Below are 26,753 nucleotides of genomic sequence, written 5' to 3' on the forward strand. Positions count from 1 at the left end.
CGCATTATCGCCCGGATCGGATCGGCGCCGCCACGCAAGTTCGTCGAGGAATGCGGGATCGAGTTCACCAGCCCCGACCGCAACGCCTTCCCCAAGCTTTCACCCGTATTCGAATCGACCACACCGGGCATCTTCGTGATCGGTGCCCTGGCTGGCTATCCGCTGATCAAGCACTGCATGAACCAGGGCTATGACGTCGTCGAATTCATCTCGGGCAATACCGAGCTCAAGCCTGCCGACGAACCGATCCTGGTCGAGAAGTTCAAGGATCTGCCAGGCAAACGCAGCACCGAGGAATGGCTCGAATTCCTGCGCGCCAATGTCGGCATTCTCAATGGCATGAACCCGCTGCAGATGCGTGAATTCATGCTGAGTTCCGATGCCCGCGCCTTCAAGCGCGGCGAGGTGATCTTCGAGCGGAATGCGCCCGGATCCTCGCTGTTCGGCATCGCTCAAGGGTCGGTCGCGGTCGAGGTCGATCCGGACGATCCTTCGATCACCGTGCCGATCGGGCAAGGATCGATCTTCGGCGAAGTTGGCCTTATCTCGGGCCGCCGTCGCGGTGCCACGATCCGCGCCGCCGAAGACACGATCGTGGTCGAAATCTCGCGCCTCGGCGCGCTCAAACTGCAGTCTCAAGTACCCACCGCCAAGGACGCGATCGACCGCATCAGCATCGAACGCCAATTGCTCCAGCTATTCGGCTCGGGATTGACCTCCCAGGATGTGAGCGAGCTGGTCGCGGCGGCTGAGGTCATCTCGGTTCCGGCCGGCGAGTCTGTGATCGAGGAGGGGGCAGAGGACAAGGACATCTACATCATCCGCCGCGGCTCGATGATCGTCGAGAAGAACCTCGGCGGACATCCGGCCTTCCTCTCCTATCTCCCTGCGGGATCCTACTTTGGCGAAATGGCCGTAATCGACGGATCCCGCCGCACCGCCACCGTGCGCGCGGCGATCAAGAGCGAGGTGGTCAAGTTCCCTGGCGCCGCATTCAATGCGTTGCTCGAACGCAAGCCTGAAATCCGCCAGCGCGCGCTCGATGACATGGCCGCACGGCGCGAGGTCAACGACTTCATCGAGAGCCGCAAGGCCAGCTTCGGCGGCGCGGTCGACATGTATTCGCAGACCGCGCAGTTCCTGCTCGACAATGGCCTGGGCGAAGCAACCGACGTGCTGTTGATCGACGAAAAGCTCTGCGTCGGTTGCGACAATTGCGAAAAGGCCTGCGCGGACAGCCATGACGGGCTCAGCCGACTCGATCGCGAGGCGGGCCGGACCTACGCTCACCTGCATGTCCCCACATCATGCCGTCACTGCGAACACCCGCACTGCATGGCCGATTGCCCGCCGAACGCGATCCGCCGCGGCCCCGATGGCGAAGTCTTCATCGACGAAACCTGCATCGGTTGCGGGAATTGCCAGCGCAATTGCCCCTATGGGGTGATCCGCATGGATGCCAAGCCGCCCGCAAAACCCAGCTTTTTGAGCTGGTTGTTGTTTGGCAACGGCCCTGGTCCCGGCGAAGCCAGCTATAGCTGGCGCAAGAAGGCCGCCGAAGGAACCGAGGTGCCCAAGGTCGCGATTAAGTGCGACATGTGTTCGGGCATTGAAGGCGGTCCCGCTTGTGTGCGCGCCTGCCCTACAGGTGCGGCGATCCGGGTTAGCCCCGAACGCTTCCTGTCGGTCGCCCGCCTCGAGGAGGTGGAATAATGGCTTCGCTGTTCACGGACGAGGATGAAACCGGCTTCGCCGCGGCGGAACGTCGCCGGTCGGCGGAGCACGAGAGCTTCCTCTCGCATCGCCGTTTCTTCTGGGCCAAGGCATCGGGCGGCTTGGCGCTGTTCGTGCTGCTCACCTACCTGCTGATCGATGTCGAACCGCGCCACAATGGCGGTAGCTGGTATGGCTACACGCTCGGCACGCTGGGCCTGGGCCTGATCGTCTGGCTCGCCTGGCTGGGTATTCGCAAACGGCGCCCGACGCCGGGTAGCTGGAGCCTCAAGGGCTGGACCAGCGCGCATGTCTGGCTGGGCCTCTCGCTGGTGGTGATCGGCACGCTGCACACCGGCTTCCAGCTGGGCTGGAACGTGCATACGCTGGCCTGGGCGCTGATGATGCTGGTGATCATCACCGGGATCTACGGGATCACGGTCTATGCGACGCTGCCTGCCAGACTATCCGAGAACCGTCGCGAGATGACGCGCGAACAGATGGTCGAGAGCCTGACGATGATCGATCGCCAGCTCGAGGCGGCGGCGCAACCGCTATCGCGCGAGGATACCGACTGCGTGATCGCCGCGCTGGAACAGGACGTGTTTTCGACCGGCTTGTTGGGGCGGCTACGCGGGCCGGACCGGCACGATGCAACACGCGATGCACTCGACCGGATTTCAACCGATCGCGCCTATGACCGCGACGAGGACGACCTCGCCCAACAGAAGGTGCGCGGTCTGCTGGGTCGCCGTGCCAGCCAGATCGATCAGATTCGCCGCCAGATGCGAACCAAGGCGCTGCTTGAAATCTGGCTCTTCGCCCATGTGCCGCTGACCATAGCCTTGCTGGCGGCGCTAACGGCACACGTCATTTCCGTGTTCTTCTATTGGTGAGCGACCCGGCATGACCTTTCTCATCCGCACCATCGACCGCACTGCTACTGGCCGCGAGATCGTGCGCGACCGCAAGGTCGAAGGCGACACGCTGACCATCGGTCGTGCGACCACCAATGATATCGTGCTGCCCGACCTTGCCGTGGAACAGCACCACGCCACGGTAAGCATGGCAGATCGCGGGCGATTGCATATCGTCGCCGCTTCCAACCGCAATTTCGTCCACGATGGTCGCAGCTCCGACGAAGCCACTTTCGATCCGGCCAGCGGGGCGGAACTGGGCTTCGGCACCTACGAACTCGATTTCTCGCGCGAAGCTGAGGATACGATCCTCGTCACAATCACGCAGACGGAAAAAGAGTACGGCAACAGGGACGCCGTACGCGGCTTTGATCTTGCCAGCGCCATGCCGGGCAAGCGCATCATGGCGTGGATCGGCCTGGGAGTGGTCCTGCTGGCCTTTCTTGTCGTACCGGTCTGGTCCAGCCTCACGCGCGACGACAAGCAGCCTGGTGCCAATGGCCCCGACCAGGTGGCCATGGATTCCAGCTGGAGCACCGGCAAGTTGAGCGAAGCGCACCACGCGCTCGAGCAGAATTGCGAGGCTTGCCACGTCCAGCCTTTCGTCGCGGTGCGCGACGAAACCTGCCTGACCTGCCACGAAGACATCGGTGACCACGCCAAATCCGGTCGCTTGCTGACTGCGCGCGGCCCGATGAGCGCCGGCGACGCCGTCCTGTGGTCGGTGGCCGAGACCTTGGGCAAGGAAGGCCCCACCGCTTGCACCACTTGCCATACCGAACATGAGGGCGCGGGTCGGATGCTGCCCACGCGCCAGCAATTCTGCGCCGATTGCCATGATGGCATGGACACGCGCCTTACCGATACCGAACTCGCCAATGCGCATGATTTCGGCAAGGATCACCCAGAACTCAAGGCGGCGATCCACCAGTCGCTGGGTAGCGAGAAGCTGACCCGCGTGGTGATCGATGGGAAGGCCCGAGAGAACAACGGGTTGCGCTTCCCGCACGATATGCACCTGTCGACCACCAATGGGGTCGCGCGGATGGCTGGCAATTTGCAGCAATATGGCAAGGCTCTCGAATGCGCCGATTGCCACAAGCCGACCGAGGATGAGTATGGCTTCCTGCCAGTGGTGATGGAGGACAGCTGCGAGAGCTGCCACAGCCTCGTCTACGACAAGGTCGGCCCGACCTTCCGCACCCTGCGCCACGGCGACGTCGCGCAGATGCGTGCCGATCTGGTCGCAATGGATCGTGCTCCGCGCTCACAGATCGTCGATCCACGCCGGCGCCCCGGCGAATTCAAGCGCGGCGGGCGCTATTTCCAGGATTTCGGTCGTCCAACGCAGAATTACATCGGCATCGCCAGCGCGCTGGGCAAGGATGGCGTATGCGGCGAATGCCACATCCCGACGGTCAAGGACGGCCAGCAATCGGTGATGCCGGTGTTCCAGAGCAGCGGCTATTTCCTCAACGGCCGTTTCGACCACCAGGCGCATAGGCAGGAAAAATGCACCAGCTGCCATCTGGCGAACACCTCAAAGAGTGCGCGCGACCTGCTGTTGCCTGATCTCAAGTCCTGCCGGGAATGCCATCAGGGCGAACAGGCGGTGAAAGCCGATGTGCCATCGAGTTGTGCCATGTGCCACAGCTATCACCCGCCGAACTTCCGGCGCGAAGAGGACACTGACGAGACCGCAGCGCCTGGTCGCGTCGCGCTGATGACGCGGCGCAAAGGGGACGAATGAGACGCGTCTAGGCGCTGGAGGGGGAGCCGGAATGCTGATCGCGCAGATGACCGACATCCATATCGGCTTCGACCCCGACGCGAGGCCGGAGGAGCTCAATCGCATCCGCTTTCGCGCCACGCTCGAGCGGGTGCTGTCCTCGCCCAACAAGCCCGACCTGCTCGTCCTTTCGGGCGATCTGACCGACCACGGCGATGCCGAAAGCTTTTCCAAGATCGCCGACCTGCTGCGCGCGGTGCCCTGCCCCATCCTTCCACTGGTAGGCAACCACGACACGCGCGAGGAACTGAAGCGCGCCTTTCCCGACACGCCCGAGGAAGACGGCTTCCTGCATTATGTGGTTGAACGCGATGGGCTCAGGATCATCTGCCTCGACAGCTTCGAGCCGGGCCGCCACGGAGGGGCTTTCTGCAAGACCCGGCGTGACTGGTTGCGAACCCGGCTAGCCGAAGGGGGCGGCGCACCCTGCCTGATCTTCATGCACCATCCCCCGGTCGTCAGTGGGATCGACTGGATGGACCCGGCAGCGGATGAGGACTGGATCGCGAACTTCGCCGATGCAATCGCAGGTCATGAACGCGCAATCCGCTCGATCCACTGCGGGCACCTGCATCGCCGGCTACACACGAGCTTTCGCGGCATTCCGCTGGGGGTGACCCCTTCGGTCGCCCCGCTGGTCGCACTCGATTTGCGGCCGATCGACGAAACCCGCGCCGACAACCGCGCGCTGATCACCACCGAACCACCCAGCTATGCCCTGCATTGGTGGGACGGTGAAAACGTCATTACCCATTACGAGAGCTGCGACGACTGGGCCGTGCTCGCGCATTACGGCGAGCACCTGAAGCCCATGATCCGCGATATGTTTGCCGAGCGGGGCTAATTAGCTAGTCGACTAGCCCAGCTTTCGATTGATCCAGCCAAGGTCCACGCCCGCCGACCCAGGCGCGCATGTCCGGCTCGTCCGAAACCTTCCAAGGCACGCCCGAGCGGGTCAGGAACAGCCGCTCCATTTCGGGTCGGGTGAAGGGACGCGAGCCGACACGGCCGAACACCGCGATCTGGCCCCCGGTCTCGTCCACACCGCGATCACGGTCGAGCCCCTTGCTCAGCGCCAGCGCTGGCCCCTTGGTCTTCGCCCAAGCGATCAGCTGAGGCTTGGGCGCGGGGCTGAAACCGTAGAAATTCGGCTGGCTGTCCGGCGTGGTTAGCTGCAGCACCTTCATCCCGTTGCGCCCATCGGCGACATAAGCGAACAGCGTGGCATTGGTCGAACCGACGATTACGTCTTCGGCATCGTTGAGCGCGCCATCCAGCGTCACGCGCTGGTAAATCCTGGGCGAAAGCGGTCGCGTGACGTCAAGGATCACCAGCCCGTCCTGTTTCGCCGCGACATAGGCATAGGTCCGCGCCACATAGAGCCGCCGCGCATCGGCCAAAGGCACGGTCGCCTGTGGCATCGCCACCGGGTTGCGCAGGTCGGTGACGTCGAACAGCTTCACACCCTGCGCGTCGGTCACCCAAAGATAGCGGAACTGGATCGCAGAGGCACGTGCATCGGTGAGCTCACGCACCGCCATCAACTGCGGGTTGGTCGGGGTAGACAGGTCGACCACGACCAGCCCTGCCCTTGCCGTTACATAGGCAATGTCACCGGCCAGGGTGATATGCCGTGCCCCGTCGAGCACCCCATCCGGATTCCACGCAGTGCGGCCATCGGCAAGCTTGGCCCGCTTGAGCTTGTTATTGCGGAACTCGCCGTCGGCCATGGTCTCGATATTGACCAGGACCAGGCCTTCGATTGCATCGGTAATCACCGCATAGTCGTAGATCGGCTTCATCGCCTGTTCTTCGTTGACCTGCAGCAGTGTCATCGATGTGCCGTCGTCATTCAGGACCGGGTTGCCTGCGGCATCCTTTACCACGGTGGCCGCCATCGCCTTGTTGCGGTCAGGCCGGACCGGCTGATTGGTCGCCAGCGCCATGCAGGTGGCGTTCCTGGTTTTCACATGGCTGTCATGCCCCAGTGCACTGAACGGCGCGGTGAGGATACGTTCCGACACGCCCTTGTTGGCGATCGACGCCACGTCATAGACGCGGAAGCCGCCCTTGCCTTCGGCCACGAACATGTATTCGCCGCGCAGCTGCAGGCAGCGCACCGCATCGCGAGTGCCCTCATGGACGTTGGCGAATTCCTCGAAGGCATGGGTTTCGCCGCTGAGGTTGTCGTCGAATGCCTTCCCGCGCACCCAGTTCTTGAGCTCGCGGCCATTGTCCTCGACATGCATCCGCCAGTAATCGGGATAGGCGTAGCGGTGCAGGTAGGAACCGATCACCGCTTGCGGCTCGTCCCATTCGGTCACGCGGATCGCGGAGAAACCGCCATTCTCACCCACCCAGGCATTGAGGCCCACGAAATTCACGAAATTGGTTCCCAGAAGCAGCGTCTGGGTCATGATCGCATTGTTGTCGTCCTTGTCCGACAGGTGGCAATCGCTGCAGGTTTTGGTTTCTTGCGTGCGCACCGTGTGCGGAAAATGCGGCGCGAAGGCCTGGCTGGAATAGCCTGAGGCAGCAACCGGCGGCTGCTGGATGTAGATCCGCTCGCGGTTGATGTTGGTGGACGACAGCACCAGCGCGCTGGTCGAGCGGATCGGCGCCACCTGGTTGCCTTTGGTGGTCATGTGTTTGCCGAGCTGGAACATCTCGTCACGCGCAACCTGCGGGTTGTATGTCGCGAAGTTGCGAGTTTCCTCATCCGAGAAGTGATGCATCTTCGTCTTCCAGTTGGCCTCGATAGGCAGGTGGCAGCCACCGCAACTGGTGGTCCATGAGAGATGGCAGGTGAAACAGGCCATCTCGCTTTCGCCATGCGCACGATCTTCGGGTGCGATACCCGTTCCGAACTCGAACAGGCCCGTCTCCGCACCCGTGCGGCTCATCAGCTTGGCCCGCGCCGACTTGGCGTTGAAGTGCGAACTCGTCGGGTCGACGCTATCCTTGACCAGCCGCACCTCCCACTCGAGCTTGGGATCGACGATCGAGCGTTGCACCAGCACCTGCCGCCCATCGGCATCATAGGTCCATTCGAACCGCCGTTTGCCGTCAGGATTGCGCAACAGTGACAGGTCGGTGCCCTTGGGCGGTGCCGCCGGGCCGCTGGTCAGCAGCGTGGGATAGGCATCGGCGGTGCCGTGGCAATCCTTACAGCCGATCTCGATCGCATTGGCGACTTCGCCGTAGATCAACCCGTTGCCGTGGCTGTCCTGGGCAAAGTGGCAATCGGCACATTGCAGGCCCTTTTCGGCATGAATGTCCATCATATGGACCGCCTTGCCCGGGTTGGTACCGGGTTCGACGAATTTGCCCTCACCTTCCTTGCGCCATTTCTGCGGGTCATCGGGCGCGACTATATGGTCAGTATCGGTGCCCCAGCTGGCCATATTGCCGCCCGCGTCGAGCAAATTGCCCGAACGGTCGCGCTTGAAGATGCCGCGGAAGTTCCAGCCGTGGCCGTGGTAGTCCGCGAACTGCGTATCCTTGAGCTCGGGGTTGAGGTCATAGACATTGCGCAGGAAATCGAGGTCGGCCCATTTCCCCTTGGGGCTCGCGCCTTCGGGATTTCGATCGAGCACCGCATGAACCTCGGCCGCGGTGGGGTATTTCTGCTTCTCCGGCCACATGTGCGGGGCATCGGATTCGTAATCCCACATGGTGTAGCCGAGGTAGGAATTCAGGAAGATGTTCGGCTGGTGCATGTGACAATTCATGCACTGCGCGGTCGGGATCGATCGGGTGAAGGTGTGGCGGATCGGGTGACCGGATTCGCGCACCTGCCCATCATCCCCATGCGCCGCATCGGCATAGGCTTCGGCCCCATGCGCCATTTCACCGCCGGGTTCCTTGACAGCGCCATGCCCACCGCCATGGCCATCCCCGTGCCCATCGCCGCGCGCACCTTCGTATAACGAGGCTATCGTCGGATCGACGGTCTGCGTCTGCCCGTCGCGTCCATATTGGGCATAGATCAGCGAATGGCGCGGTTCGCGATCGTTGGCATAGACCACATGGCAGCCCGAACAGCCCGAATGGCGATAGTCGCCCGGCTGGTCATTAGTCCCCATGAACCACATGAAGGGATCGTTGAGACGGGTCTTGTGGATGTTGAGCACAGGGATCGCGACGCGCAGGCCGGTGGCGGGGCCGCGGTTCGATTGCTTGAGGTCGGGTCGTCCCGGTTCCTCGAGGCGCTGGATCGAGCCTGACGGGCTCGGCAGGCCGATCTCGGGGAATTGCGAACCGATCGTCCGTCCGCCGCGTTCGAAGACGCGGAAGACATCGCCCGGCGGGATCACGTGCCAAGTCGGCAACGGATAGAGCGCGGCCAGCGCGCCGCGCTTCTGCTGCGCCTCAGTTACCGTGCCGACCGGCGCACCCGGGCTCTCGACCTTCGCCGGCTCACCCTCGCGGGTATAGGCCTCGCCCAGCAGGTAACGTTTAAATGGCAGGATACCGTTGTTGTAGGCCGCCCCGCCCCACAGCATGGCGCCAGAGGCCATGATCGATCGTTCGGCCGCCTCGATCGTCTCGACATGACAGGCCCCGCAAGCCTCGCGCGCAACGCGATAGTCGCTCGGGTTCACGAAGCGGATGAAGATCGGGTCTTCCTTGTTGAGCAGCGCGTAGGACCGCTTCGGATTGGCCGATGACGGGTAATGCCAGGCCTCCGGATATTTGGGCAGCACATGCGCCGCTTCGCGCGCAGCAATGTAGGCCGGATCGTCATGCGCCAGCTCGCTATTGCCCTTGATCGTCGGATTGCCGCCATGGCAGTCGACGCAGCCCAGCCGTACCGCCGGCGTTTCGTGCATCGTCGCCTGGTCGGTGCGCAGGTGGCACGAAAAGCAACCCTCCGATTTCGACAGCATCTGGTCGATCGTCTGGATGCGCGGAGCCGGTGCCGCGGTGACGAGGCTGTAGTCGCGCTCGACCGGCTTTTCCCCTTCGGAGGCGCGTAAGCCGATCGACCCGGCGAAGATCGCGAGGGCCAGGCCGAAGAGGAGTTTGCCAAGCCAGCGCATCAGTAGCTCACGATCACATTGGCCAGCACCGAATAATAGGCGCCGGGGTTGCCGAGACTGGTGAAGAGGTCGTCGAATCCCTTGCCTGAAAGCAGGGTCGCGCCCGAAAGGCGGAGAACGATATTTTGCGTCGCCTTGGGTCGCCAGATCGCGGCCGCCGAAAGGTCCCAACCGATCGATTTGGGGATCGAGCCCTCGTTGCGCAGCACCTCGAGGGTAGCCGTATTCTCGAACCAGAGGTGGTTGGCGTTACCCGACAGGCGGAACTCGGGCGTGAGGTCGAAATCGAACCCGGCACCGATCAGCATCAGGCCGGGGTTGTTGAAGTTCGACTGCCCCTGTTCCTTCGAGCTACGCAGCGAATTGAGGATACCGTTGCGCCCATTGACCGAAATGACGCGGCCACCGCCCGCAAAGGGAATGGTCTGGCGGATCCAGTAAGAGGTGTCCGCCCCGGCGAAGACCGGGTTTTCGAACACTGCGTCAAAGCCGGTTTCCTTGTTGTCATAGGGGTCGCCGTCACCGCTGGCGTAGGCGGCCGACAGTCGGAAACGCATCCAGTCCTTGTCATAGCTGGCCTCAAGCGCGGCGAAGAAGGCGCTGATATCGGCGGGCTGGTCGGTGAAGAAGGAGTTCCGATCCTCGCCGAAGGCATAATAGGCGCTGCCCGTCAGGTTGATGCGCCCGATGCGGCCATCGGCATTATAGCCAAGATAGAAAGCGTCATATTCACGCCCGCGCAGCGTGCCGAGCAGCGCCGGGCGCACGGGAAAGCCATTGTCATCGATCTCGATGTCATCGGCCTCGCGGTTCATGTTGTAAGCGAAGGTCAGCTGGCTGGTCAGCGCCGGGATCAGGAAGTCCTGCCGATAGACATTGGCGATGAACAACACGTCATCGCGCGGCGATTGCACCACGGAATTGAGCCCGCTGTTGGTGTCCTTCTCAAGCCGCCAGAAGGCAGCCAGATTGTATTGCAGCCGGTTGTTGTCGCGATTGCCGAAGAAGCGCACGCCAAGCTGCTGGTCGTTGAACAGGAAGCCACGAAAATCCGCCTGGAATGGCTGGATACCAACGCGGATCGAATCGAAATCGTAACGGTCCGAAACGTTGCGGAAATGGTAGTCGACAAAGGCTTCCTGCACGCCCAGGAAGTGGTCGAAACGATGCGTCGGTTTCGACGGTTCGACGAACAGCACGCGACGTTCAGGTACATCGACATAATTGGCGTTGAGCGCCAGCGTCACCCGATACTCGATATTGGGCGGCTTGTAGGCGGTACTGCCCTTGAGCAGCGCCGCGCCGACAATGAAAGTCTGCGAGAAGACGTAGCTCGCATCCTTGCCAAAAACGTTGAGGCTCTGCGGACGCTGCGTCGTCTGCACCCCCACGGGAATCGGGAAGGTACGCGGCTCGATAACGGTATCGCTGACCGCATTGACGACGAAGAACCAGTCATCGCCCTTGATCGGCAGCCACGGCACCTTGGCGCGGTCGATCGGTCGGTCACCCTTGTAGGTGTTCTGGTTATAGGGATCCCACCAGCGTTCCTTGACCAGGCCCAGGCTCTGGATCAGGCGCCAGCGATCGGGGATCGGCACAGCATCGACCGGAAAGGCTTCGGGCGGCGGCGCGCGAACGGCGCCGATATTGGTCTGTGTGACCTCATCCGGCAGCGGTTCGGTATAGTCGGGGCGGCGGCGCCCCTCGATGATTTCATTGTCGACTGGCGGCGGCTCTGCCGGTTCGGGATTGACCGCCGGCTGCTCAGTTGGCGGCTCGGGCGCCTCCTGCGGGGTCGCAACCAACATCAACATCGGCAGGATGAAACCACTCGCCATCACAAACCCTCGCAGACGTTCTGTTTCGGGTCGTCGAGGAAGGGTGCGAACGGGCAATTGACGTAACGCAGGCGCACACTGCGCCCGTTGACGTTGACCACGATCTGATCGGCGCGGATGTTCACCGCAGCATTGCCGATGGTGCCGGCGCGCTGGCCGCCGTTGTGAAGACCAAGGAAGCTGACCATGTCATCCTGGTCGATACCATCGCCCGATACACCGATCCCGCCCACCAGCTGTCCGCCGCGATAGATCGGGACCGAGCCGGGGAATATCTGGATTCCATTAGCGACGCGTTTTGTGCCGCCGGGGCCATCGGGCAGCTTGGTACAGCCGCGTTGCGTATCAGCCTGGGCCCCGTTCGAAGTGACGAAGCCGAGATGTTCGACCAGATTGGGAATGATGAGATCGGTCTGCAGCCCGGTCATGAACGGGCTGAAGCGCTGCGGGTCCTCTACCGACAGAGGCCCGGCGATCGGCCCCACCTCGCCATCCGGGAAGTATGGCCGCGAAAGGTTGCCGCCCGACCGGTCGGCAAAGGCGAAGGTGCCTGTCAGCGCGTTCGGATCGGCCAGGAAGCTACGGACGCGCTGGACGTAATTGGGGACCGGCGCCTGACCACCGAGCAGTTGTTGCGCAGCGACGGAATTGGAGAAGAAGGCCGCGGTGCGCGCCTTCTGCAGGCTCACATCGGTTCCGAACAGCGGCCCGTCGGGCGAACGCACGATGCCCAGCACCACGCCATGCGTATCAACCAGGCTGACGGTCGCCTGCATGCGGCTGTCCAGCGGTTGGCGGATTTGCGCCCTTGCGCGGGTCAGTACGGTAAAGGCTTCCTCTAGGATCGCACGTACTTCGGCAGCGGTCAGCGGTTGGGCGACGCTCACTCCATCGGTCCCGGCACGGATCGGATAGCGGCCTGCGCCCGCGCCATTGCTCAGCACATAGGCATCGCGCAGCGCGAATTCGGCTGCCGTGCTCTGTCGAACGCCCGAGGCTTCGGTGCCATAGGCGGTGCCGCCCCGCAGTATTCCGTCGGTATAGCCGGTAACCGCGATCAGCCCACCGGCGGGTCCATTGACCGCACCGAAGCTGGTTTGCAGCGGGCCCAGGCCATCGGACGTCGCATCGCTGAAACGCAGGCTGGTGCCATCCGCAGTAATCCGATCGGCCTGGATCGAACGCGGCGCGACAAAGCCTTGTGTGCCCGCAAGCGCTGCAAATTCTTCGTCATCGCTATCGCGGTCGAGCGTATTTGGATCGAAGCCATAGTCACCGTCGCCTTCGACCCCGATGGCCCCGACGACTGTACCGTTCTTGTAGAGCGGCAGTCCACCCGGATCGGCAGCGAGGCCGAGCGGCGAGCGTTTCGGCCCGATAAAGCCGTCCTGCACCCGGGCCGAAAGATCGGAACAGGGTAGCTGGCTGAACTGCACCCCGAACAGCGGGCCGCTTTCCAGGCCCACGGTGCTGGGTGCGGGTGGGAAATGCTCCTGGACGATCTGGCTCGCCGTGCGGCTCGAAAAGGCATTCCCGCCGCTAGAGAGATAGGCCCCGGTAATTGCCTTGGCGATCGCGGCCGCGGCGCTCGGAACCGGCAGCCCTTGCAGGCCAACCAGGTCGCCGGCGGCACCGACGCCGCCAATCTGCTGGCGGCTGATCATGGTGTTGGCCGGCGCGCCCGTCATCTGGAACACGGCGAGGACATTGCCCACCCGGTCGACGACCGCGATTGTCGCTTTCAGTCCGCGCGCCTGCGCTTCGCCCACCGCCTGGGCGATGACTTGCTGCACTTCCGCCTGTGTCAAAGCCTCCTGCGGCGGGTCCGCGAAGAAACGCCCCGATGGCGGTGGTGTCGGCGTAGGCGTGGGAGTCCCACCACCGCCGCCGCCGCCCGATGAACCGCCTCCACCACAACCGGATAGCGCCAGCGCGAAGGCCCCCGCCATGCTGGTCCAGGCATTTCGCCGCATCAGCGCAGGCTCCCGATCGCGTTAGCCGCGCTGCTCAAGGCGCTGCGGAACGCTGCGGGCCGATAGGCTTCGGGCGCGCTGACCGCGGCATAGGCGCGATTGATATTGGTGCGGATCCCGGCCGCCGCGCCGACGGTCACCCGCCCTTCGCGTACCAGCGCATTGAGCAAAGTATCGACCGCCATCACCGCCTGGACCGACCCGGCATAATCGGTGAAGCGTGGCGTGGTCGCCTTGCCGGCGACATTGGCAATAACGTCGAAAGCATCACTGCCGCCAAAGGCCCGGGCAGCCAGCGCATCCGACAGTGCCTGGGCACGCTCGCGAAGCGTAACGGCCGCAGCCTGCGCACTGGCGCGATCCTGGCCCATCGCGCGATGGAACGCCTCGCTTGCATCGTCGAAGGCTCCGCTCGCCCCCGGCGCAAGCGTATGGCTGACCGCCGAGAGCATGATGATATTCTCGTCATTGAACGGCGGATTGCCGAAGGGGATCGGTCGAGCGGGATTGGTTTCGAAGGTCAGCCGCCGCGCCGGTCCGTCGGTGATCGGGCGATGACACGAATGGCAATCGTAGAAATAGAACTGCGGGAACATGCCGTTCATACCGAAGCCCGGCCGGGCAAACAGATCGGTCGCACGCGCCACCGCTTCGGCCTGCCCCACCGCCCATAAGCGCACGCTGTCGGTGCGGCCCTTACGGCTGGCATAATCGGCATCCTCGTCGTGATGCTGCTGGAGCGAGGAGAAAAGGTCGAGTTCGAACGAAACACGCGGATGGCCCGCGGCCATCATCGCATGGGTGACAAACTGGCCGGTATCCGTGCTGCCATAGTGACAATCGAGGCAGACTTTCGCGCGCACCTGCGGCCGTTCGAGCGGCACCAACCCCGCGCGGACGTTCGACGCGTGGCTTGCCGCCTTTTCATAATGAACCTGCAGCCAGCCCTGGGCCGGGCCGTGACAGCTTTCGCAACCCACGCCGTCACTGGTGTGGAAGCGCGCACCGCGCTTCGCCTCGGGTACGAAAGTGGCATGGCAACCCAGGCAGGCGCTGGCCGACGTCGCTGGTCCAATACCGAGCGTCTCGGCGATCTGCCGCCCGCGTTGGCTGGCAAGCACGGAATAGGCGCGGCTGTGCGCGCCGCTTGCGGAGGAAGGTTCCTGCCAGGTGGCGATTTCGTCTTGCCTGACAACTGCGCCATTACCTTCGGAGCGACCGTGGCAGGTCGAGCCCGCACAGGTGGCAACGCCTTCGTAGACGCCGCCAACGCTGGCCTGCGCCTGGACGTGCTCGGCCGGCAAGGTCGCAAACGCGATCAGAGTGACGACAGCCACCAACAACGAACCGACAGCGACCAGCCGCGGGCGGCCGTCGCGCCAAAGGCTTTTCGCTTTTCCCCAGTCTGACACAGGCAAATCGCCCATCAGCCCTCCCCCAATCCAGCGCCTCCTGGCAACCGGTTATTCCTGCTCGCCCCCAAGCACAGAACAGTTCCCCAACCGGGCCCTGTCAATCGGCCATACGCTCGCTCAACTGCTCGACCTGGTTGTCGCAGCCATTCTGCATCAAGGCCACGGCCAATTCCTCCGGGTTGTCGGGCACGGTGTCGAGCAGGATGAACTCGATATCCTGCGCTGGCCCGCCTGCCGGTGACGAAAGGTGATAACTGCGGTTCTCAGCCAAGGGCAGCTCTTCGGCACTGAGCGCCGTAGTCGAATCGCCGTCCCCGAACTGCACGTGGACATGGAAGTCCGAAACGGCCGAACCCAGGACCCAGGTCTTCGCCCCGGCGAAGCTCGACCGCCAGAAACTGATCGTATCGCCATTGGCCAGGCAAACCTTGCCCGATTTTGAAACATCAACGTTCCACAGGCTCGGATTGATCGGAGCGGTTTCGCCGGTGGTGCCGCCACGCACCGCACCGGTCCTGACCCGTGCACCCGATTGCTGGCGCGTGAGCATCGCAAAGGCGGTGCGCTTGCTCACCCCGCGCGCGCCGACACGCTGCGTGCCCGGCCCACGCAGGACCCGGGTTCCGCCATTGGTCAGCACGGTCAGCGTATCGCCATCCTTGAGGACCACCGATTCCGCATCGTCGAGCTTCTTGCCCACCGGGTATTGTCCGGCGGACGGTCCGCTCGATTTGACCACGACACCCGCCTGCGCGGCAGTGGCCATAACCACCGCTGCGCCTGCCAGCACCGAAACGGTGAGCAGCGTCTTACCCCAGAACATAGGTCCCTCCCTCGCCCGGATTCTGAACCCGGTGTAACAGATTTTCCAGTGCCTTGTCAGCCGGGTAGCGGCTAACAAGTTCACCAACGATCATTGCAGCCCTAGCATCGTCCACACCCAACTGATTGCAAGCTTGCGCCAGCTTGGCGCGATCCTCGGCCGGGAAATCGGGTGCAGGCTCCATCAGGTCCACCGGACGGGCCCGACCGCGCAGTTGCACTCGTCCCATCGGTCGCCACCAATCCAGGCCAGACCGTTCGGCAAATTCGCGGCTGGCCATCACCGAGGAATCGAGCGCCTTATTGGCCGCTTCCAGCCGCGAAGCCGTGTTCATGCTGTCACCCAACGCGGTGTACTGGATGCGATTATCGCCACCGAAGTTGCCGACCACCGCTTCGCCCCAGTGCAGCCCCACACGAGTCTTCCCGATCGGCGGCAGGTTCGGATCCATCGCCGCAACTTCCCGGCGATACTGCTCACCCGCCTGCCACACTGCATATCCGCATTTCGCGGCGCGCGTCCCGTCATCAGGCCGGGCAATCGGCGCGCCCCAAAAAGCGACCACGGCATCGCCGACGAACTTGTCGATCACCCCGCCATGATCGAGCACGACATCACTGAGCATGTCGAGATATCGATTGAGCAGTTTGGCGACCATTTCCGGGGGGATCGCATGGCTCATCTTGGTGAAGCCTTCGAGATCGGAGAAGAGGACGAAGAGTTCCTTCTTCTCACCGTGTAGCGCCAAGAGCTTCGGGTGTTCGAGGATCTCCTCTGCCATTTCCTTGGGGAGGTATTTGCCCAAGGCTCCCTGCGCGAAATTGCGCTGGACCGCGCCGCTCGCTCGTGCAGCGGAAGTGACGGCCGAGAAGGAGAGAATCCAGCTGAGCAGCCAGCCCAGAGCGGGAACGCCGAAAGTGTCTGTCCCCGTCAATTGCATTGCAATGGGAACGCCGATGATCACCGCAAACTGCAACAGTACGAGCGCGTAGATCCTCCAGCTGCCCCATTCGAGCAGCCCGGTCAGGACCGCCATGAAGATGATCAGGATCGACAGGGTCCACAGCACGAGCGGCGAAGGCGGGGGCATGGCCGCGCCATCGAGCATCTGCGCGATCATTTCGGCATGGACTGAGATACCCGGCGGGTCCGAACCGGTATCGCCTTCCTCGCTCGAGCGGCCGCCCATGGCGTTCGAAAGTGGGGTCGATACCCGGTCGATGTCGACAATATCCCCGCCGATCAGGACGTAACGCCCAGTTATGTATTCGCCCAGGGCCGGGGCCATTTCGGGATCGGCAAAGAGCTGGATGGGCAACGAGGTAAACACGGGACGCGTATCGTCGGCGGGCCAGCGATAGCGGATGGCTCCCTCATATCCGGGCAAGGTCTTGCGCCCTTCCCCCGCTTCGGTGAGCATGACGCGACCCAGCAAGGGCGGGACGTCCGGTCTGATCTCGCTCCAGCGGCGGGTCCCACCAGGTTCACTGCGCAGGCGGACGCTGCCGACCCGCGCGTTCGACCCGTCCAGCCGCGCGATGAAATCGTCGAGGAAGGTCGCCTGGTCGTAGGTTATACTGCCGTAATTCGTCTCGTCATCGGTGTAGCCGACTGCGACAGGTGCTTGCATCGCGCGCAGGGCAGCAACCAGATCGTCGTCTTCGTCCTGAGGCTGGTCGAACAGGATATCGATCCCGACCGCCTTGGGACCCATCGCGTCGATATTGCGCAGGGCCTTGGCCAGCAGGCCGCGATCGAGCGGCGAACGCTTGCGCGTATCGATCAGTGTCTGGTCGTTATAGACCACCAGCGTGATGCGATCATCCTGATCGACGGCATGCCGATTGGCATAGATTCCGTAACGTGTGTCATAGAGCTCGCGCTCTGCCTGGGTGATGCCGGGAATGTCAGACTCGCCCAGGCCCCAGCTGTAACGACCAAGCACAAGCGACAACACAACCAGCAGCACCGTCAGCGACAGCCGACGCGGTCCGGCCTCGCGCACATTGCGCCAGCCCCTGATGAACAGGTTCTCGGCCTTCACCTCGCTCAATCCCGCCCTCCTCGGCGTGTCTCGAGCGACCCTTAGTTATTATCCTTACAGAGGTTTTAGAGCGCCAGCCGCTCCCGGCAACCCCGTTTACCTCATATGTCCTCGGGTTCAGTGAAAGCCAGCACCGGCTTCCTTGCCGCCAGCGTCTCGTCGAGCCTGCGGCGTGGGGCGTAGTGCGGCGCGGTCTTGAGGGTCTCGTCGCCTGCCTTGGCGCGCTCGGCCACACTGCGCAAGGCGGTGATGAACTGATCGAGCGCCGCCTTGCTCTCGGTCTCGGTCGGCTCCACCAGCATCGCACCGTGCACCACCAAGGGGAAGTACATCGTCATCGGGTGATAACCCTCATCGATCATCGCCTTGGCGAGATCGAGCGTGGATAGTCCCTCGGCGAAGCCCTTATCGCTGAACAATGCCTCGTGCATGCACGGTCCGCTCGGCCCGAAGGGTGCGTCGAGCACGTCCTCGAGGCTGCGCAGGATGTAATTGGCATTGAGCACAGCGTCTTCGGCAACCTGCTTCAGCCCATCCGCGCCGTGGCTCAGGATATAGGCCAAAGCGCGGGTGAACATGCCCATCTGCCCATGGAAGGCAGTCATGCGACCGAAGGCCTCGGTGTGCTCGAACTCGGCGGCGTTTTCCTCCTCGACGAGATGGACGACGCCGTCCGCCGTGCGCGCGGTGAAGGGTAGCGGGCCATAGGGCGCCAACGCTTCCGACAACACCACCGGACCCGACCCCGGGCCACCGCCGCCATGCGGGGTGGAGAAGGTCTTGTGCAGGTTGATGTGCATCGCATCGACGCCAAGGTCACCCGGACGCACCTTGCCGACGATGGCGTTGAAGTTCGCACCGTCGCAATAGACGAAGCCACCGGCGGCATGAACGGCATCGGAAATCGCCTTCATGTCGCGTTCGAACAGCCCGCAAGTGTTGGGGTTGGTGATCATCACCCCGGCGACGTCGGGGCCGAGCCGGGCCTTGAGCGCCTCGAGATCCACGCGGCCCTCGTCGGTCGCAGGGATATTCTCGACCCGATAGCCGGCGAAGGCAGCGGTGGCAGGGTTGGTGCCATGCGCGCTTTCGGGAACTAGGATGACCTCGCGCGCATCGCCGCGTGCTTCAAGCGCGGCACGGATGCACAGGATCCCGCACAGCTCACCATGCGCGCCCGCCTTGGGGCTCATCGCGACGCCATGCATGCCGGTGAGGTCGATCAGCCAGAAAGCGAGTTCGTTGATCACCTCCAGCGCCCCACGCACCGTATCGACCGGTTGCAGCGGGTGGACGTCGGCGAAGCCCGGCATGCGCGCGACCTTCTCGTTGAGGCGCGGGTTGTGCTTCATCGTGCACGAGCCGAGCGGGAAGAGGCCGAGATCGATCGCGTAATTCTGGCGGCTAAGGCGAGTGTAGTGGCGCACCGTCTCGGGTTCGGAAAGGCCGGGCAGGCCGATTGCCGCGCTCCGCTCGAACCCGCCGAGGCGGTTCGCCCCGCCCTGCGGCTCGGGCAAGTCGACACCGGTGGTCTCGACGTGACCGATCTCGAACAGCAGCGGCTCTTCCAGCATCAGCGCACGGTTGCCGGTGGCGGTATCGGGGCCGCTCATGGCGTTATGACCTTCGACGGGGGTACCGGGCTTCCAGCCCGATGCGTTGGGCGCGCTCATGCCAGCACCTCCTCGAGTGCGGAGGCCAGCGTTTCGATGTCCTCCTCCGTGGTGGTTTCAGTTACCGCGACGAGCAGTCCGTTCGCCAGCTCGTCATGGCCCGGGAAAAGGCGGCCGAGCGAAACGCCGGCAAGCACATTCTGCTCGGTCAGCTGGCGCACGATCGCACGGGCATCGCCATCGATCAGCACGGTGAACTCGTTGAAGAAGCTGTCGTTGAGCAGCTTGACCCCCGGCACCTTCGCCAGTCGGTCGGCGGCAATGCAGGCAAGCCGGTGGTTCTCCGCCGCCAGCTGCCGCAGGCCCTTCTCGCCCAGCAGGGTCATATGCACGCTGAACGCCAGCGCGCAGAGGCCCGAGTTGGTACAGATGTTCGACGTCGCCTTCTCCCGCCGGATATGTTGCTCCCGGGTCGAGAGGGTCAGCACGAAGCCGCGCTTGCCCTCGGCATCAACGGTCTCGCCACACAGGCGGCCGGGCATCTGGCGCACATGCTTGGGATCGCGCACCGCGAAGAGGCCAAGGAAAGGGCCGCCGAACTGCAGGCCGACGCCGATCGCCTGCCCCTCGCCCACGACGATATCCGCGCCCAGTTCGCCCGGCGCCTTGATCGCGCCCAGCGCGACCGGCTCAGTGTTGACCGCGATCAGCAGCGCGCCCTTGGCGTGCGCCGCCTCGGCAATTTCTGCCAAGTCAGGAATGCGGCCTAGAATGTCGGGATACTGCACCACCACGCAGCTGGTCTGGTCGTCAATCCGCGCGATCAATCCGGCATTATCGGGCTGCGCCTGCAGGGCGGGAGACGCACCGGCGATTTCGTCCTCGGTGAACTTCGCCATGGTCTTTACGACCTCTGCATAGTGCGGGTGGAGTGCGCCCGAAAGGACCACGCGTTTGCGCTTGGTCACGCGCCCGGCCATCGCCACCGCTTCCCAGCACGCGGTCGAGCCGTCGTACATCGAGGCATTGGCCACCGCGCAGCCATAGAGCCGCGCCACCTGGCTCTGGAACTCGAACAGCATCTGCAGCGTGCCCTGCGCGATTTCGGGCTGGTAGGGCGTATAGGCGGTCAGGAACTCGCCGCGTTGGATGATGTGGTCGACCGTCGCCGGGACATGGTGGCGATAGGCGCCTGCACCAAGGAAGAACGCCGCATCCGCCGCGGCCAGGTTCTTCTTCGACAGTTGCCGCATATGCTTTTCGACCGCCATCTCGCTGGCATGCATCGGCAGGCCCTCGATCGGGCCTTCGAGCCGAGCGGCCTCGGGCACATCGACAAACAGCGCGTCGACATCGGGCGCGCCGATCACGTCGAGCATCGCCGAGCGGTCACTATCGGTCAGGGGTAGGTAGCGCATCGTCATTCCTTCAAGCCCCAGTATCGGGGCGTAGTTTCAGAGGCTGTCGCAGAAGCTCTTGTAGGCTGCTTCGTCCATCAGCCCGTCGAGCTGGCTCGCATCGCCGATGGTCATCTTGAAGAACCAGCCATCGCCTTCGGGCGCGGAGTTGACCAGTGCGGGATCGTCTTCGAGTGCCGAATTGCCCTCGGTCACTTCGCCGTCGATCGGGGCGTAGACGTCGCTCGCCGCCTTGACACTTTCGACCACCGCCGCATCACCGCCCTTGCTGAGGGCGGTGCCGGCTCCGGGAAGTTCGACAAAGACGATGTCGCCCAACTGTCCCTGCGCATAGTCGGTGATACCGACAGTCGCGGTGTCGCCATCGACGTCGATCCATTCGTGTTCATCGGTGAAGTAACGGGCCATCGGATCATTTCCCCCTGTAATAGCGGTGCGGGACGAAAGGCGTTGGGACCACCGTGGCCGCCAGACGCTTGGAACGGACGAGTATTTCGAGCGCGGCGCCAGCGCCTGCGTGTTCGCTGGCAACATAGGCCATGGCGATGGGCGCGCCGAGCGTGGGCGAGAAGCCGCCGCTGGTGACCACGCCGACCTTGGCGTCACCGACAAAGACCTCAGCCCCCTCGCGTGCGGGCATCCGGCCTTCGACCTTGAGGCCGATCCACTTGCGCGCGGTGCCCTCCACGATCTCGCGGTTGATACGCTCGGCCCCCGGATAGCCACCTTCGGTGCGGCGGCGCTTGTTGATGCCGAACACCAGACCGGCCTCGATGGGCGAGGTTTCGGGCGATAGGTCGTGGCCATAGAGCGGCAGGCCCGCTTCAAGCCGCAGGCTGTCGCGCGCGCCAAGGCCGATCGGCTTCACTTCGGGTTCGCCGCAAAGCAATTCGGCAACCTCGGCCGCAGCCTCGCCACGAAGCGAAATCTCGAACCCGTCCTCTCCGGTATAGCCGGCACGGGCGATGGTCACGTCATGCCCGGCGATGGTATAGCGGCCGAACTTCATGAAGGTGAGATCGGCCAGCGGAAGGTCGCCCTGCGCGTGCCGCGCCAGCGCATCGGCCGCCTTGGGGCCCTGCAACGCCAGTAGCGCCTGCTCGTCGAGATGGTTGAGCGTGATTTCGTCGGGCAGATATTCGCGCAGATGGCCGATATCGTCCCACTTGGTCGCGCCGTTAACGACGAGATAGAGACTATCGGGCCAGCGCGAGACCATCAGGTCGTCGAGCACCCCGCCTTCCTCGTCGAGCAGCAGCGAATAGCGCTGTTGTCCGAGCTTCAGCGTCGAAAGGTCGATCGGCAGTACTGCCTCGACTGCTGCGTCGAGATCGGGTCCTGACAGCAGGAGTTGGCCCATATGGCTGACGTCGAACAGGCCCGCACTGCTGCGCGTCCATTCGTGTTCGGCAACGATCCCCTCATACTGGATCGGCATCCAGTATCCGGCGAATTCGACCATCCGCGCACCCCTGGCACGGTGCCAGGCATCAAGCGGCAGCGTGCCGGTTTCGGGTTCTTCGAATTCGGTATCTTCGCTCATCTACAGTCCCGACAGCATGGCCGCCCCTTGCGGAGCGAAAGGAAATCCATGCCCCCTCTGTCGGGAAACCTGAGAGACTGACCCGCAAAACGGGCTTACCCCTTCGGTGGCCACCCGTTGCCGGGGGCGCTTTCCAGAGTGTCGATGGCGGCGCACGGTCCATGGGCCTGAGAGTTTCCGGGGCGGTTGCTCCTTCGGCGCCGCGCCCCTTCCATCGAAAGGTTACGCGGTCTCTCCCGTGCACGCCTGCCGCAGAATCGCTCCCGTGGCCGACGCCGATTGCCCTGCGCGATTAGCGCGTCTCGGTCAATCTCTACCCTTGCCGCGCGAGGCAATTTCCACGGCACGCGCGACGAGCGCCCGTTCCTCGTCGGAGAAGCCGCCGGTGTCCTCGACTTCAGGTTCGGGCACGGCAGTGACGAAATAGGCGATGCCGCGGCGACCCTCCGGGTCGATCCACAGCCCCGAACGCAGCCCATAGGCCTCGCCCGCATGGCCGTACCGGCGCACGACATCGGGGAAGAGATCGTCGTTGCAGCCAGCCAGGCCCGGTTGGAGCGTCTGCACGGCAAGGCCATAGAAGCAGAACAGCGGCGCACTCCCGGCAGTCGGCGGCTGCTGACGCTTGAGCCGGGCGAATCCGGCGGAGCCGAGCAGGCGGAAATCCTCGTTCATGATGGCCTGACCCAGTCGCGCCAGATCCACCATCCCGATGCGCACCCCGCCCTGCGGCGAGAAGATCGAGGCATTGGTCCCCGGCACGTAGGCCTCAAGGTTACATGCGGCACCCTCGGCGATTGGGATAGTGCAGTTGGGCGGGCGGTCCCCGGCGGCGTCGCGCCCGACTTCGCCAGTGCTGCGATAGAGTACCACCGCGCGCTCGGCGAAATCCTGCGCGCAGCCGATCCAGTTGAGGCACGCCTCGATGCCCAGCGGCGCGAAAACCGTGCGCTCGACCAGCCGGTCGTAACGCTCGCCGCTCGCCGCCTCGAGCACCGTCGCCACCAAGGGCGAACCGACATTGGCATATTCGAAGGGGGCCTCTCCCGGTGGTGCGCCATGATACCAGGCCGCGGGATCGGCGAACTTCGCCTGCAGGCTCTCGCCCAGCGGGATGACATAGCCCGCATCATCGCGCAGGCCCGAACGATGGGAGAGCAATTGTGCGAGTGTGACTGGCACATCGGGATAATCGGGGTGGCGAAGTTTCCAGCCGAGATAGTCCGAAATGTCGCGGTCGAGGTCGACCTTGCCTTCCTCGACCAGGCGCATGGTCGTCAGCGCCATGACGAGCTTCGATATGCTGGCGATGCGCACAGGATCGTTGGCTAGGGCCGGGCGCATCGTAGAACGGTCGGCCATGCCCTCAACCACCACGGGTCTGACGCTCTCTGTGTCGAAAACGACAGCGACCTCAGCCGCCAGGGGCGACGCAGGAGCCTTCGGCACCGAAGCGCAGCCTGCCAGAAGGGCAAGCGAAGCCGTGAAGAAAAGCCGCATCATCGCCTCAGCCCCAATTGAGCCACAGCAGGTAGAGCGCCGACAGCACGATCCACGCGCCGCCTGCAGTCTTGAGGCGTCGACCGCCGAGCCACAGGGCAATGGGCCGCGCGAGGAAGGCGCCGAGCATCGCGCCGGGTGCGGCCAGCAGGACGACTTCCCATTGAACTGTCCCTTCACCGACGTGCTAGGCGAGGCCGGAGAGGCAACTGACAGCTGAAATCACGCAGGCCGTGCCCACGCACAGCACCATCGGGTAGTGGCGCAGGAACAGGTAGAAGGCGACCAGCTCGCCGATGCCGACCGAGAACAGCGCAGTGATCGCGCCTCCCGGCACGGCCAGTAGCAGGAGCACTAGCAAGTCGACACGCTCGAGCTTCTCGCGTTCGGGTATTGCGCGGTTGAAGGTCCAGGTCGCGACAATCAGCGCCAGACCCAGCACGATCGAGAAGCTCTTGTAGCCAAGCAGTACCGCATGCGCATCGAAAGCCAGCAGCCGCTGGGTTGCCAGCATCGCCGGGACCGACAACACCGATACGGCAAGGCACACGATCCAATAGTCACGCGGGCGGGTTCGCGCCTCGAGCGCTTGGGGCGCGTGCTGGTGATAGAGGCGGTCCGTCCATCGCAAGCCGCCCAGGCTCATGCCGAACGACTGGATGCCCATCGAGACGGCAACCACCTGCAGCGGATCGAGCGCCATGGTGCCCAGTTCGCGCAACGCGTTGAATACCGGCACGAAAACCACCCCGCCGCCGGTCCCGCTGGCATTGGCGATGATCGCGCCGACCACGCCGACGCCGGGCAGGTACCACAGCTTTTCGATCAAACCTGCATCATAGGGCGCGACGAACCACAGGCTCACATACACGACAGCCAGGAGCGCGCCGCCAAGCACGGCAAGGCGCGAGCTGTGGCCCAGCGTCGGCTGGACTTCGTTCAGTCGAGGTTGGGGCGCAGCCATCGTTCGGCGGTCGCAATATCGACCCCGCGTCGCCGCGCATAGTCCTCCAGTTGATCGCGCCCGATGCGAGCTACGCCGAAATACTGCGCCTCCGGATGGCCGAAATAGAACCCGCTCACCGCAGCGGTGGGAAGCATGGCGAAATTCTCGGTCAGCGTAAGGCCTGCATTCGTGGGCGCATCGAGCAATTCGAACAGGATCGGCTTGAGGCTGTGGTCGGGGCACGCGGGATAGCCCGGCGCCGGCCTGATCCCGCGATACTGTTCGCGGATCAGCGCTTCATTGGTCAGCTGCTCCTGCGGCGCATAACCCCACAATTCGGTGCGGACATGCTGGTGCAGTCGCTCTGCAAAGGCTTCGGCAAAGCGATCGGCGAGCGCCTTGAGCAGGATGTCCGAATAATCGTCCTTGTCCGCCAGGAAGCGCGCCGAATGGGGTTCGATCCCATGGATGCCGACTGCGAAGCCACCCAGCCAGTCGCCGGCGGGATCGATGAAATCGGCGAGGCACATATTCGCCCGGTCGCGGCTCTTCTTCACCTGCTGGCGGAGGAAGGGAAGCACGACGTGTCGCTCTTCCTCCTCGATATGGAGCGTGACGTCGTCGCCGTCACGGGCGCAGGGCCAAAAGCCGCAGACACCTTTTGCAGTCAGCCACTTTTCCGCAACGATCCGGTCGAGCATCGCCTCGGCATCGGCCTTGAGGTTACGCGCGCTTTCGCCAACGACGGGATCGTCGAGGATCACGGGATAGTTCCCGTGCAGTTCCCAGGCGCGGAAGAACGGGGTCCAATCGATACAGGCGCGCAGGTCGGCGAGATCCCAGTCGTCGAAAGCGTGGATACCCGGCCGGAGCGGCGGTGCAGCCTTATCGCTGAGATAGGCATCGTAATAGTTCGCCCGAGCATCTTCGAGGCTCAGGAGCTCGCTTTGCCCCCTACCCGCCCGCGCATCCCGGACATGCGCATAATCGGCAGCGGTCGTTTCGATGAATTCGCTCGCCTGCGTATCGGACAACAGGCGGCTGGCGACACCGACAGCACGGCTGGCATCGAGCACGTGAATCACCGGCCCTTCGTAAGCGGGGTCGATGCGCAATGCGGTGTGGACCTTGCTGGTGGTGGCCCCACCGATCAGCAAGGGCAGCGACAGTTCGGCGCGCTGCATTTCTTCGGCAACGGTGACCATTTCGTCGAGCGAAGGTGTGATCAGGCCTGACAGCCCGATGATATCGGCCTGGTTCTCCTTGGCCGCGGCCAGGATTTGCTGCCAGGGCACCATCACGCCAAGGTCGATAACCTCATATCCGTTACACTGCAGGACCACGCCGACGATGTTCTTGCCGATGTCGTGAACGTCGCCCTTGACCGTCGCCATGACGATCCTGCCCTTGGACTGGTTGGCCAGCCCGCTCGCTTCCTTCTCCGCCTCGATGAAGGGGATCAGGTGGGCGACCGCCTTCTTCATCACGCGGGCCGATTTGACCACCTGCGGCAGGAACATCTTGCCGCTGCCGAACAAGTCGCCAACGACGTTCATGCCGTCCATCAACGGCCCCTCGATGACCTCGATGGGGCGCGCGAATAGCTGGCGCGCCTCCTCCGTATCTTCAACGACATGGGCGTCGATGCCCTTGACCAGGGCATGCTCGATCCGTCGGGCGACCTCCCAGCCGCGCCATTCCTCGGCGGCTTTCTCATCTGCCGCGCTCTTGCCCTTGTAGCTTTCGGCAAGGTCGATCAGCCGCTCGGTCGCATCCGGACGGCGCATCAGGATCACGTCCTCGCTCGCCTCGCGCAGGACGGGATCGATCTGGTCGTAGACATCGAGCTGGCCGGCATTGACGATCGCCATATCGAGCCCGGCAGGGATCGCGTGATAGAGGAACACCGAATGCATCGCGCGGCGCACGGTCTCGTTACCGCGGAAGCTGAAGCTGAGGTTGGAAAGGCCGCCGCTGGTACGAGCATAGGGGCAACGCGCCTTGATCTCGCTCACCGCCTCGATGAAATCGAGACCGTAGCGATCGTGTTCCTCGATCCCCGTCGCCACGGCGAAGATATTGGGGTCGAAGATGATATCCTCGGGCGGGAAGCCGATCCCGGTCAGCAAGCCATAGGCGCGCGCGCAGATTTCTACCTTGCGCTCTTTCGTGTCTG

Annotated in this window: 18 protein-coding genes and 1 riboswitch; of the genes, 4 read left to right on the top strand and 14 right to left on the bottom strand. The window is 63.7% G+C overall.

Annotation, left to right across the window (positions count from 1 at the left end; all coding sequences use genetic code 11):
- The 4 genes from AAFM29_RS07895 to AAFM29_RS07910 all read left to right on the top strand — a co-directional run.
- Nucleotides 1-1,713 (top strand): cyclic nucleotide-binding domain-containing protein (locus tag AAFM29_RS07895; protein WP_341712259.1); only part of this gene is annotated, 1,713 nt, incomplete at its 5' end.
- Nucleotides 1,713-2,609 (top strand): hypothetical protein, encoded by an 897-nt coding sequence (locus AAFM29_RS07900; protein ID WP_341712260.1) that lies wholly within the window; start codon nucleotides 1,713-1,715, stop codon nucleotides 2,607-2,609. The genes AAFM29_RS07895 and AAFM29_RS07900, both read left to right, overlap by 1 nt.
- 10 nt (nucleotides 2,610-2,619) lie before the next feature.
- Nucleotides 2,620-4,380, top strand: a complete 1,761-nt coding sequence (locus AAFM29_RS07905; RefSeq protein WP_341712261.1) for a cytochrome c3 family protein — start codon at nucleotides 2,620-2,622, stop codon at nucleotides 4,378-4,380.
- Between the two features lie 31 nt (nucleotides 4,381-4,411).
- Nucleotides 4,412-5,263 (top strand): metallophosphoesterase, encoded by an 852-nt coding sequence (locus AAFM29_RS07910; RefSeq protein ID WP_341712262.1) that lies wholly within the window; start codon nucleotides 4,412-4,414, stop codon nucleotides 5,261-5,263.
- 4 nt (nucleotides 5,264-5,267) lie between these two features.
- Here the strand turns inward: AAFM29_RS07910 and AAFM29_RS07915 are convergent, their stop codons facing one another.
- The 14 genes from AAFM29_RS07915 to AAFM29_RS07980 all read right to left on the bottom strand — a co-directional run.
- A complete protein-coding gene (locus AAFM29_RS07915; RefSeq protein WP_341712263.1) occupies nucleotides 5,268-9,461 on the bottom strand; it encodes a hypothetical protein in 4,194 nt (1,397 codons plus the stop codon).
- A complete protein-coding gene (locus tag AAFM29_RS07920; RefSeq protein ID WP_341712264.1) occupies nucleotides 9,461-11,302 on the bottom strand; it encodes a hypothetical protein in 1,842 nt (613 codons plus the stop codon). Before AAFM29_RS07920 ends, AAFM29_RS07915 begins: the two co-directional genes overlap by 1 nt.
- Nucleotides 11,302-13,275 (bottom strand): heme-binding protein, encoded by a 1,974-nt coding sequence (locus tag AAFM29_RS07925; protein WP_341712265.1) that lies wholly within the window; start codon nucleotides 13,273-13,275, stop codon nucleotides 11,302-11,304. The genes AAFM29_RS07920 and AAFM29_RS07925 overlap by 1 nt, the downstream gene beginning before the upstream one ends.
- On the bottom strand, nucleotides 13,275-14,702 hold the full coding sequence (locus AAFM29_RS07930; protein ID WP_341712266.1) for a multiheme c-type cytochrome: 1,428 nt from the start codon (nucleotides 14,700-14,702) through the stop codon (nucleotides 13,275-13,277). Before AAFM29_RS07930 ends, AAFM29_RS07925 begins: the two co-directional genes overlap by 1 nt.
- An 85-nt stretch (nucleotides 14,703-14,787) precedes the next feature.
- Nucleotides 14,788-15,513, bottom strand: a complete 726-nt coding sequence (locus tag AAFM29_RS07935; protein WP_341712267.1) for a hypothetical protein — start codon at nucleotides 15,511-15,513, stop codon at nucleotides 14,788-14,790.
- Nucleotides 15,500-17,557 carry an adenylate/guanylate cyclase domain-containing protein gene (locus AAFM29_RS07940; protein ID WP_341712277.1) on the bottom strand — a complete coding sequence of 686 codons (2,058 nt, stop codon included), beginning with the start codon at nucleotides 17,555-17,557 and terminating at the stop codon, nucleotides 15,500-15,502. Before AAFM29_RS07940 ends, AAFM29_RS07935 begins: the two co-directional genes overlap by 14 nt.
- Before the next feature lie 101 nt (nucleotides 17,558-17,658).
- Nucleotides 17,659-19,230, bottom strand: a complete 1,572-nt coding sequence (gene gcvPB, locus AAFM29_RS07945; RefSeq protein WP_341712268.1) for an aminomethyl-transferring glycine dehydrogenase subunit GcvPB — start codon at nucleotides 19,228-19,230, stop codon at nucleotides 17,659-17,661.
- Nucleotides 19,227-20,588: an aminomethyl-transferring glycine dehydrogenase subunit GcvPA gene (gcvPA, locus tag AAFM29_RS07950; RefSeq protein ID WP_341712269.1), complete on the bottom strand. Its 1,362-nt coding sequence runs from the start codon at nucleotides 20,586-20,588 to the stop codon at nucleotides 19,227-19,229. Before gcvPA ends, gcvPB begins: the two co-directional genes overlap by 4 nt.
- A gap of 36 nt (nucleotides 20,589-20,624) precedes the next feature.
- Nucleotides 20,625-20,996: a glycine cleavage system protein GcvH gene (gcvH, locus tag AAFM29_RS07955; RefSeq protein ID WP_341712270.1), complete on the bottom strand. Its 372-nt coding sequence runs from the start codon at nucleotides 20,994-20,996 to the stop codon at nucleotides 20,625-20,627.
- A gap of 4 nt (nucleotides 20,997-21,000) precedes the next feature.
- Nucleotides 21,001-22,131, bottom strand: coding sequence for a glycine cleavage system aminomethyltransferase GcvT (gene gcvT / locus AAFM29_RS07960; RefSeq protein ID WP_341712271.1), 1,131 nt, complete (start codon nucleotides 22,129-22,131; stop codon nucleotides 21,001-21,003).
- 145 nt (nucleotides 22,132-22,276) lie between these two features.
- Nucleotides 22,277-22,380, bottom strand: a riboswitch (glycine riboswitch).
- Nucleotides 22,381-22,437: 57 nt separating this feature from the next.
- Nucleotides 22,438-23,631: a serine hydrolase domain-containing protein gene (locus tag AAFM29_RS07965; protein ID WP_371830723.1), complete on the bottom strand. Its 1,194-nt coding sequence runs from the start codon at nucleotides 23,629-23,631 to the stop codon at nucleotides 22,438-22,440.
- Between the two features lie 7 nt (nucleotides 23,632-23,638).
- A complete protein-coding gene (locus AAFM29_RS07970) occupies nucleotides 23,639-23,761 on the bottom strand; it encodes a hypothetical protein (RefSeq protein ID WP_341712273.1) in 123 nt (40 codons plus the stop codon).
- 57 nt (nucleotides 23,762-23,818) lie between these two features.
- Nucleotides 23,819-24,595: a TSUP family transporter gene (locus AAFM29_RS07975; RefSeq protein WP_341712274.1), complete on the bottom strand. Its 777-nt coding sequence runs from the start codon at nucleotides 24,593-24,595 to the stop codon at nucleotides 23,819-23,821.
- Nucleotides 24,571-26,753, bottom strand: a 2,183-nt coding sequence (locus AAFM29_RS07980) for a vitamin B12 dependent-methionine synthase activation domain-containing protein (RefSeq protein ID WP_341712275.1), incomplete at its 5' end; no start/stop codon positions are given. The genes AAFM29_RS07975 and AAFM29_RS07980, both read right to left, overlap by 25 nt.

Origin of the sequence: Erythrobacter sp. (assembly GCF_038133525.1) — a bacterium.
Classification (GTDB): domain Bacteria; phylum Pseudomonadota; class Alphaproteobacteria; order Sphingomonadales; family Sphingomonadaceae; genus Qipengyuania.